Genomic DNA, 7,596 nt, shown 5'->3' with positions numbered 1-7,596 from the left:
CGGCCGCGCTGGCGACGCGGGCGGCATAGGCGCGGTAGAGCGCCCGGTAGCCCGCCTCGTCCACCGGCGCTCCAAAGAGCGTCGGCGCGGGCAAGACCATTTCCAACCCGCCCTGCCAATAGTGCCGGGGATCGTCATAGGGGCTCAGATCGCCCGGCTGGGTGGACAGTCTGACGGTCAGGCGGTCGCAGTCGTCTTCCAGTTCGGCGCACAGGTCGGCCAGCGTCGCGTTCAGGTCGCGGGCCAACCGTTCAGCCGTGGCCGCGTCGCGCGCCGGATAGATCATTTCGATGTGGCGCCATACGACCATCTCCGTCTCGCCCCAGAACTCGGGTTCCGGCGGCGACAACAGCCAGCGATCCGCGCCGGGGCGAAAGACGAGCGTCTGCTCCAGCGTAACCGTCTCCGTCAGGCCGCGGCCGATGTCGAGCACGTAGTCGCGCGGGACGGTCAACTCGGCCGAACGCAGGTCGGGGGCCAGCGTCACGGTGGGGGTGATGGGCGACGCGGCGCTCGGCGCGGCCGGCCCATCGGCCCAGGCCAGGCCGAAAGCGGCGCGATCCACGAAGCCGCCGTCGCGCACCAGTTCCTCCTGTGCCCGCGCCCACGCCTGGTCGCGGCCGGAGAGGAAGCTGAGCAGCAGTTCCGCGTCCTCCTCGGCCGTGGCGCGCATGATGATGTCGTGACTGGCGTTCACCTCGGCCGTCAGGCGGCGCTCCGTCTCCGCGACGCGGCGCTGCAACTGCCAATAGACGACCGCGGCCAGCGCCAGCAGCAGGCCGGCCACGCCGGCGGCGTAGAGGGCTGAGCGGCGGCGGCTGCGGCGCGGCGGGGGCTGTTCGTCGACCGCGACCGGCTCATCTACTGGCGACGCGCCATTAGGCCGCCGGTAGTCGGCGGAAGCCGTCTCGCGCGGCTTGCTGTCCCAATCGAGGTCTTCGGTCTGCCAGTCGAAGGACATAATCTATCTTAGGTGCGACCCACTTTCTGAAGTGGGTTGCACCTCATCGTAGGGGCAGACCTGCGTGTCTGCCCCAGGGCGCACACACAGCCCCGCCCCAGGGCGCACACACAGCCCCGCCCCAGGGCGCACACATAGCCCCGCCCCAGGGCGCACACACAGCCCCGCCCCAGGGCGCACACGCACCCCCAGGGCGCACACACAGGTGCGCCCCTACTAGGGTATGGGTGTATACAAATGACGGTAGGCGTTGAACCCCTCATAGATGCGCTCGATGTAGAGGCGCGTCTCGGGGAAATCGACCGTGTCCACAAACCGGTCGTGATCCGCGCCGGCGGCGTCGAACCAGCGGGCCGCATTACCCGGCCCGCCGTTATAGGCGGCCAGGGCGGCGTGGACGTGCCCGTCGAAGGCCGCCAACTGCTGGCTCAGGTAGTACGCGCCGAAGTTCAGGCCGACGTAGGGCTTGTAGAGGTCGTCGTTCTCGAAGTCGGGCCAGGCCAACCGCTGGGCGATCCACGCCCCCGTGTCGGGGATGACCTGGCTGAGACCCTGGGCTGCCGCGCCGGAGCGGGCAAAGCTCTCGAACAGGCTCTCCTGCCGCACCAGCGCGAACTGGAGGCGCGGGTCATAGCCGTATTGATCGGCCAGCGGCAGGATAAGGTCGGCGTAGTGGACGGGATAAGAGAGACGGCCCAGGAAGCGGGGGGCGTCGAACACCGTGGCCCTCATCTGCTGTAACAGGGAGGCCGCGGCGACGATGGACGAGCGGAACAGCCCCAGCTCGCCGAAGTACAGCGCCAGCTGGTAGTTCGCCAGCGGTTCGGCGGCGTGGGCCTCGCGGAAGGTCTCCAGTTCGGCCTTGGCCGCCTCGCGCAGGCCCAACTGCCAAAGCTTCTCGCCGATGAGGCGCTGCGGCGCGGCGGCCAGTTCCGGCGACAGCGCGCCCAGGTCGCCCGCCGGCAAGGCCACATCGTCCGGCAGCCGCTCGCGCAGCCACGTCTCGGCCTCGTCCCGCCCGGCGCTGGCGTCATCCGGCAGGCTCATCGGGCCCTCGGCGGCGAACGGCGCCACGCCGGCCACGAAGTCGGCGGCGCGCAGGGCGAAGTAGTTGCTCGGCGTCAGCGTCTCTACCAGGGCGGCCAGGGCCTCCGGGTTGAGTTCGTCGGCCGCATCGCTGTCGGCCAGCCGCAGCAGGTGGAACAGGGCCTCCGCGCCGTAGACGTTGGCCGGATACTGTTCGGCCAGCCGCTGCCACAACGCGACCGCCCCGGCCGCGTCGCCGTCGGCGTCGGTCAGTTCGGCGGCGCGGAAGAGGGCGCGCGGGGCGTTGTCGTCAAAGGGGAAGCTATCGGCCAGGGCCACGTAGCGCTCGATGGCGTCCGGCCGGCCGAGCTCGTCGGCCAGCGCGGCGGCTTTGGTCGTGATCGAGGCGTCGCTGCGGGGGTCGGGGTAGGTCGCCAGGTACTCATCGTAGGCGGCCAGCGCCTCTTCACCGCGGCCGGCGCGGGCCAGCAGTTCGGCCCGCTCGAACAGGGCGCGCACCGGCTGGTGCGCGGCGAAGTCGTCCAACGCCGCCAGCGCGCCGTCCACGTCGCCCAACCCCTCCAGATTCCAGGCCAGGAAAAGGTGTGCGTCCGTGTTGTACGCCTCGGTCGCATCGGTCAGATAGCGGCGCAGCGCCTCGACGCCCGGCGCGTAGGCTTCCGCGTAGTAGTCCACCACGCCGCGCTGGAAGTCGTCCACCGGTGCGCCCGCTTCCACCAGCGCTATCAGGGCGGCGTGACTTGTCGCGGCGCGGGGGTAGGTGTTGACGGCGAACAGGAAGCGCTCATGGGCCGCGGCGGTGTCTCCGGCCAGCAGTTCGGCCTGACCGGCCAGGTAGGCCATCTGCCCCTTGGTCGCCTCGGTCTGGGCGATGTCGTGAATGGCATCGTACTGGGCGATGGCCGCGGGATAGTCGCCGGCCGCCAGGTAGAGGTCGGCCAGCCGGCCGCGGTTCTCGACCGCCTTGAAGCGCTGCGCCGCGCCGGCCGTGGCCGCTTCCAGCGCGGCGATGGCCGCGGCCGTGTCGCCGAGCGCCTGGTGCGCGTCGGCGATGAGCGGCTGGACGTAGGCGGCCATGTCGGGGTTGTTCTGCGCGTAGGCGCGGAAGGCCTCGATGGCCGCCGCCGGCTCGCCCAATGCGGCGTGCGCCCGGCCCAACTGGAACGCCGCCACATCGGGGATGTCCAGCGGGGCGACGCTTTGGCCGCCCGCCGACGGGGTGGGGGCGGCGGCCGGGTCTTGCAGCAGCGCCTCGAATTCGGCGGCGGCCTCGGCTACCTGTCCTTCTTCCAGCAGGGCGACGCCGTGGCCGAGGTGGGCCTCGGCCAATTGCCGGGCGGTCAGCCCTTCCCCCGCTTCTACGGCCGCGGCGAAGGCGGCGGCGGCCGTGGCGTAGTCCCCTTCCTCCAACCGCTGGTTGCCCAACTCGAACAGTTCCGGCGCGGTGGCGTCCGGCGGCAGGGCGACGGTCGGGATGATCTCCACCTCGGCCTCGACGGCCACATCGGCCGGCGACGCCGCGTCGCCAGGACTCTCGTCCGGCGTGGCGACGGGGTTGCCTAGGGGCGTGGCCGAGGGCAGTACCACGGGCGTGGGCGGGCGCAGCGGGTCGGCCGTGACGCCGGCCGATGGCGCGGCCAATGTGGGTGTCGGCAGCAGGGTGGCCGCCGGCTCGGTTGGAGCGACGGCGACCGCTTCACCCGCGCGATCCTCCCCGCCGGAGGGCGTATTGGCGGAGCCGCCGCAGCCGGCCAGCAGCCCGCCGATCAGCAGGGCCAGGAGCCACGCCAGCGCCGCGCGACCGGGGCTACGAGCGCCCACGATCCTCCACGGGCAGGGGGTCATCAAGGGGGGGAAGCTCATCGGCGGGCAATGGGGCCGCGCCGGGCGCGGTGTCGAGCAGGACGGCGGTCACGGCGGCGGGCTTGTCCACGACGATGGGCGCGGCGGCCGGGGCAAGGACGTACCGGCCAGGCTCCCGCCGCCCGGTCAGCAACTCCCAGCCCAGATAGAGCGGCGCGAGTTGGGTCAGGGCCAGGAAGATGAGCAGCGCGGGCACGCCGATGCGCAGCAGGTCGATCTGCCGGTCGAGATTGCCCTCCACCTGAGCGATAGTGCCGTCGAGTTGGTCGATGAGAGCCGTATACTGCGCCAGCAGCGGCGCAATCTCGCCTACGCGCGTGTTGATGGCCGTCAGGTTGTCGGATGTGGCCTGGAGGTCAGTTGCCAGCGAGGCCAGGTTGTCGTTGGTCAGCCGCAAATCCTCTTCCAGCCCGCGCAGGCTCTCCGGCAAACCGTCGAGGCTGCCCTGGAAGCCGCGCAACGTATCGTCGAAGGGCGCGCTGGGATTGTAGTCGATGCCCAGGTCGAATTGCAGTGGGATGGAGGCGCCGAAAGGCAGGGGAATGGTGCGGTCGATGCCGAAGGAACTCAGCGTGACCAGGGTGTTATCGATGACGCCGGCGACCTCAATCATATTGGGCAGCGCGGCCTGGATGCCCTCGACCGCCTCCGGCACTTCCTGGGTGGTCACGGCGGCGACGTTGTCGATCAGCGGCCGGCTGTCGCTCAGTGTGCGCGAGGCGTTGCCTGTGGCCTGGACGGCCGTGTCGAGGCTGCCGCCCAGATCGCCGACCGTGCTCTCGACCACGCCCAGCGTGGCGCGGGCCGTGTCCAGGCTTTGGCCGGCCAGGTCGAGGCTGCTCTTCAGGCCCACGCTCAGGGCGCTGAGCCGGTCGCCCACGTAATACGCGCCGGCCAGGCTGAGGGCCAGGATGGTGAGCCCGGTCAGGAGCATGATGAGGCCAAGGATGCGTCTGATGATCATGCGGATCGCTCCAGGCAGAGGGGGCCGGCCGCTCAGGGCCGGAAGACTGTCCCCGTCACGCCCTCATATTCTAGTCCAGGCAGCGCCGCTTGGACAGAGCTACGGGTGATACCCCCCATACTTTGCTCAGCCTCCGCTAAGGCGAGCCACAACAGCCCGAAGGCGTCGTAGGTCGCGCCGGCGTGGGGGCCGGCCTCCTCATCGAAGGGAGTGACGGCGGCATAGGCGGCGCGGAACCCGTCCGGCAGGCCCGCCGGGTCGTGTTCGGCGAAGGGGGGCGCGCCGGTGGGCAGCAGGGGCAAACCGGCCTTCGTATAGACCTCCAGGGCGGCAGCCGTCGTGTCCGGCAGGTAGTGGCCGACGACGGCGACCACGGCCGGATCGACAGCCAGCGCGGCGGCCGTCTCCCGCGCCAATTCGGGATCGCCCCGATCATCCAGGGCCACCAGGGCCACGCGGTAGCCGCCAATGCCGCCGGCGGCGTTGATCTCGCGCACGGCCAGCCGGGCGCTGTAGATGGCGTCGTAGCCGATGGCCCGGTAGCGCCCCTCGAACGGCGCGACCAGTCCGATCTTGACCACCGGCCGGACGGAGGCGCAGGCGCTCAGCCCAACGAGGAGCAGGGCCAGGGCCAGCACCCTAGCGGCAGCGTTGGACGTTGGCGACGTGCTCTTCATAGGTGACGCTGAAGGCGTGCCGGCCGGTCTGTCCGGCGGCGCAGTCGAGGACGAAATAGAAATAGTCGGACGCTTGCGGCGCGGCCACGGCTTGCAGCGAGGTCAGACCGGGGTTGGCAATGGGGCCGGGGGGCAGGCCGGCGTGCAGGTAGGTGTTGTAGGGTGACTGGATTTGTAGATCCTCAGCCGACAGCGGGACTTTCCACCACGTGTCCGTCTCCGCCTGGTGGCCCAGCGCGTACTGGACGGTCGGATCGGCTTGCAGCATCATGCCCGCGGCCAGCCGGTTCAGGAAGACGCCGGCCATGACCGGCTTCTCCTCGGCCAGCGCCGCTTCGCGCTCGATGATGGAGGCCAAAATGACCGCGTCGCGCAGCGACAGCCCCTGCGCCCCGAACGATTGGCGCATGGCCGGCGTCACCTGCCGGTCGAAGTTGGCGAGCATCATGTCGAGCAGTTGGGCGGCGGTCGTCTCAGGCGTGATGGTATAGGCGTCGGGGAAAAGGTAGCCCTCCAGCGACGCCCCTTCGGGCAGGGCGGCCAGGAAGCCGGGGCCGGCGGCCAGTCCCTCGCGCGTCTGCACAATCGTCATGAACTCGTCGGCGTCGATGCGGGCCGGGCCGACGACGCGCAGGTAGTGGGCCATCTCCTCGCTGCGCCAGCCGGGCAAGAAGCGCAGTTCGAGCGTCCGGGCCTGGCCGGAGCCGAGCGCCTCGGCCAGTTCGGGGATGGTCGCCGCCGGGTCAAGCTGGTAGTCGCCGGCGACGAGGCCGCCGTCCAGGCCGTGGTAGGCCAGATAGTTGAGGAAGAGTTCGGTGTTGTCCAGCAGGCCGGCGGCGTTCAGGTTCGCGGCGATGGTCGCCGCGCCCTGCCCGGAGGCGATGGTGAAGGGGACGGGGCCTGCGCCGGAGCCGGCCGGCCCCTCCAGTTCCGCGGCGTGCTGGGCCAGATACGCCTCGAGGTAGAGGCGGCGCACGGGATCGAGGGCGGGGTTGGCCGTCTCATCCGCCCCGGCCAGCCAGGCGCGATAGAAGACGACGGCTGCCGCGCCCAGCGCCGCCAGCACCACGCCGACGATGAGGACGCGCCACACACAGCCGGCGGCTGATAGCCCACGCTCCTCGGCTGTCTCAGATGTCATCGTACGCCGCTCCTCGCTGGGCGTCCAGGTACGACTGGAGGATGACCGCCGCGGCCACGGCGTCGACGCGCTCCTTCAGCTTCCGGCCGCGCCGGCCCTGGGCGCGCAGGGCGGCTTCGGCTTCCATCGTCGTCAGGCTCTCATCCCAGAAAACGATGGGCACGCCTAGTTGGCGCTCCAGGTCGGCGGCGTAGTCGCGCACCCAGGCGGCGCGCTGCCCCTCCGTGCCGCTCAGCGTGATGGGCAGGCCGACGACGAGCAGGGCGATGTGGTGTTCGGCGATGAGGTGGGCGTAGCGGGCGGCGTCTTCGGCCCGCGACTTGCGGGCGATGACCGAGTGGGCCGCGGCGATGGTACGCGTCGTGTCGCTGAGGGCGACGCCGATGCGCTTCTCCCCCAGGTCAAGGGCCATTACGCGGCCGGTGGGTGGGCGGGTGGGTTCGATGGTCATTTCGAGAAGTTGTCAGTTGTCAGTTGTTAGTTGGCAGTTGGCAGTTGGCAGTTGTTGGTGGTTATTGCTTACTGACTACTGTCCACTGACCACCATTACGGTAGCACCTGTACATCGATGCGCTGTGTCCAGAGCGGGAGGCGGCCGCCAAACCAACTCCACCACCAACTGGGACCTACGTCGAGCGTGGGCGGCTCGGCCAGGGGGATGGCGTCGGTCAGAAAGCGGGCCGCGTCCGCCGCGCGCCGGCCGCGCAGGGCGGCGGCCAGGGCGGCCGTGTCCACCCCCACCCAACCTTCCGCCCGCGCCGTCACCTGGAAGCGCTCCGGCGCGCCGCCCGCCGCCGGCTCTACTTGCATCGCGAGCGTGGTCGCCTGCGGCGCGTAGCCATCGGGCAGCGCCGCGGACAGTTGGGGATAGACGAGCGAGTACACGTCGGCCGCGGCTACGGCCAACCCTTCCACCTCCGCCTCCAGCGTCAGCCGGGCCGTG

At 70.7% G+C, this 7,596-nt stretch carries 7 protein-coding genes; all 7 read right to left on the bottom strand.

Annotation, left to right across the window (positions count from 1 at the left end; all coding sequences use genetic code 11):
* Positions 1-961: hypothetical protein (locus ACE3UY_RS19770; protein WP_374689199.1), on the bottom strand; the 961-nt coding region annotated here is incomplete at its 3' end.
* A gap of 216 nt (positions 962-1,177) precedes the next feature.
* On the bottom strand, positions 1,178-3,829 hold the full coding sequence (locus tag ACE3UY_RS19765) for a transglycosylase SLT domain-containing protein (RefSeq protein ID WP_374689198.1): 2,652 nt from the start codon (positions 3,827-3,829) through the stop codon (positions 1,178-1,180).
* Positions 3,816-4,835, bottom strand: a complete 1,020-nt coding sequence (locus ACE3UY_RS19760) for a hypothetical protein (protein WP_374689197.1) — start codon at positions 4,833-4,835, stop codon at positions 3,816-3,818. The genes ACE3UY_RS19765 and ACE3UY_RS19760 overlap by 14 nt, the downstream gene beginning before the upstream one ends.
* A 32-nt stretch (positions 4,836-4,867) precedes the next feature.
* Positions 4,868-5,512, bottom strand: a complete 645-nt coding sequence (locus tag ACE3UY_RS19755) for an ABC transporter substrate-binding protein (protein WP_374689196.1) — start codon at positions 5,510-5,512, stop codon at positions 4,868-4,870.
* The gene (gene mltG, locus ACE3UY_RS19750; protein ID WP_374689195.1) at positions 5,475-6,653 is read right to left on the bottom strand and encodes an endolytic transglycosylase MltG; all 1,179 of its coding nucleotides are present in this window, start codon (positions 6,651-6,653) and stop codon (positions 5,475-5,477) included. The genes ACE3UY_RS19755 and mltG overlap by 38 nt, the downstream gene beginning before the upstream one ends.
* The gene (ruvX, locus tag ACE3UY_RS19745) at positions 6,643-7,104 is read right to left on the bottom strand and encodes a Holliday junction resolvase RuvX (RefSeq protein WP_374689194.1); all 462 of its coding nucleotides are present in this window, start codon (positions 7,102-7,104) and stop codon (positions 6,643-6,645) included. Before ruvX ends, mltG begins: the two co-directional genes overlap by 11 nt.
* 95 nt (positions 7,105-7,199) lie before the next feature.
* Positions 7,200-7,596 (bottom strand): hypothetical protein (locus ACE3UY_RS19740; RefSeq protein WP_374689193.1); only part of this gene is annotated, 397 nt, incomplete at its 5' end.

It is taken from the genome of Promineifilum sp. (SeqCode) (genome assembly GCF_041918635.1).
GTDB lineage: Bacteria > Chloroflexota > Anaerolineae > Promineifilales > Promineifilaceae > Promineifilum.
Note: the sequence above shows the minus strand (reverse complement) of the source record. Positions and strands in the feature narration are given on the sequence as shown.

Coding starts and splice junctions, on each gene's coding strand:
- mltG (WP_374689195.1), bottom strand. CDS start 6,653: ATGACATCTGAGACAGCCGAGGAGCGTGGGCTATCAGCCGCCGGCTGT.
- ACE3UY_RS19755 (WP_374689196.1), bottom strand. CDS start 5,512: ATGAAGAGCACGTCGCCAACGTCCAACGCTGCCGCTAGGGTGCTGGCC.
- ACE3UY_RS19760 (WP_374689197.1), bottom strand. CDS start 4,835: ATGATCATCAGACGCATCCTTGGCCTCATCATGCTCCTGACCGGGCTC.
- ruvX (WP_374689194.1), bottom strand. CDS start 7,104: ATGACCATCGAACCCACCCGCCCACCCACCGGCCGCGTAATGGCCCTT.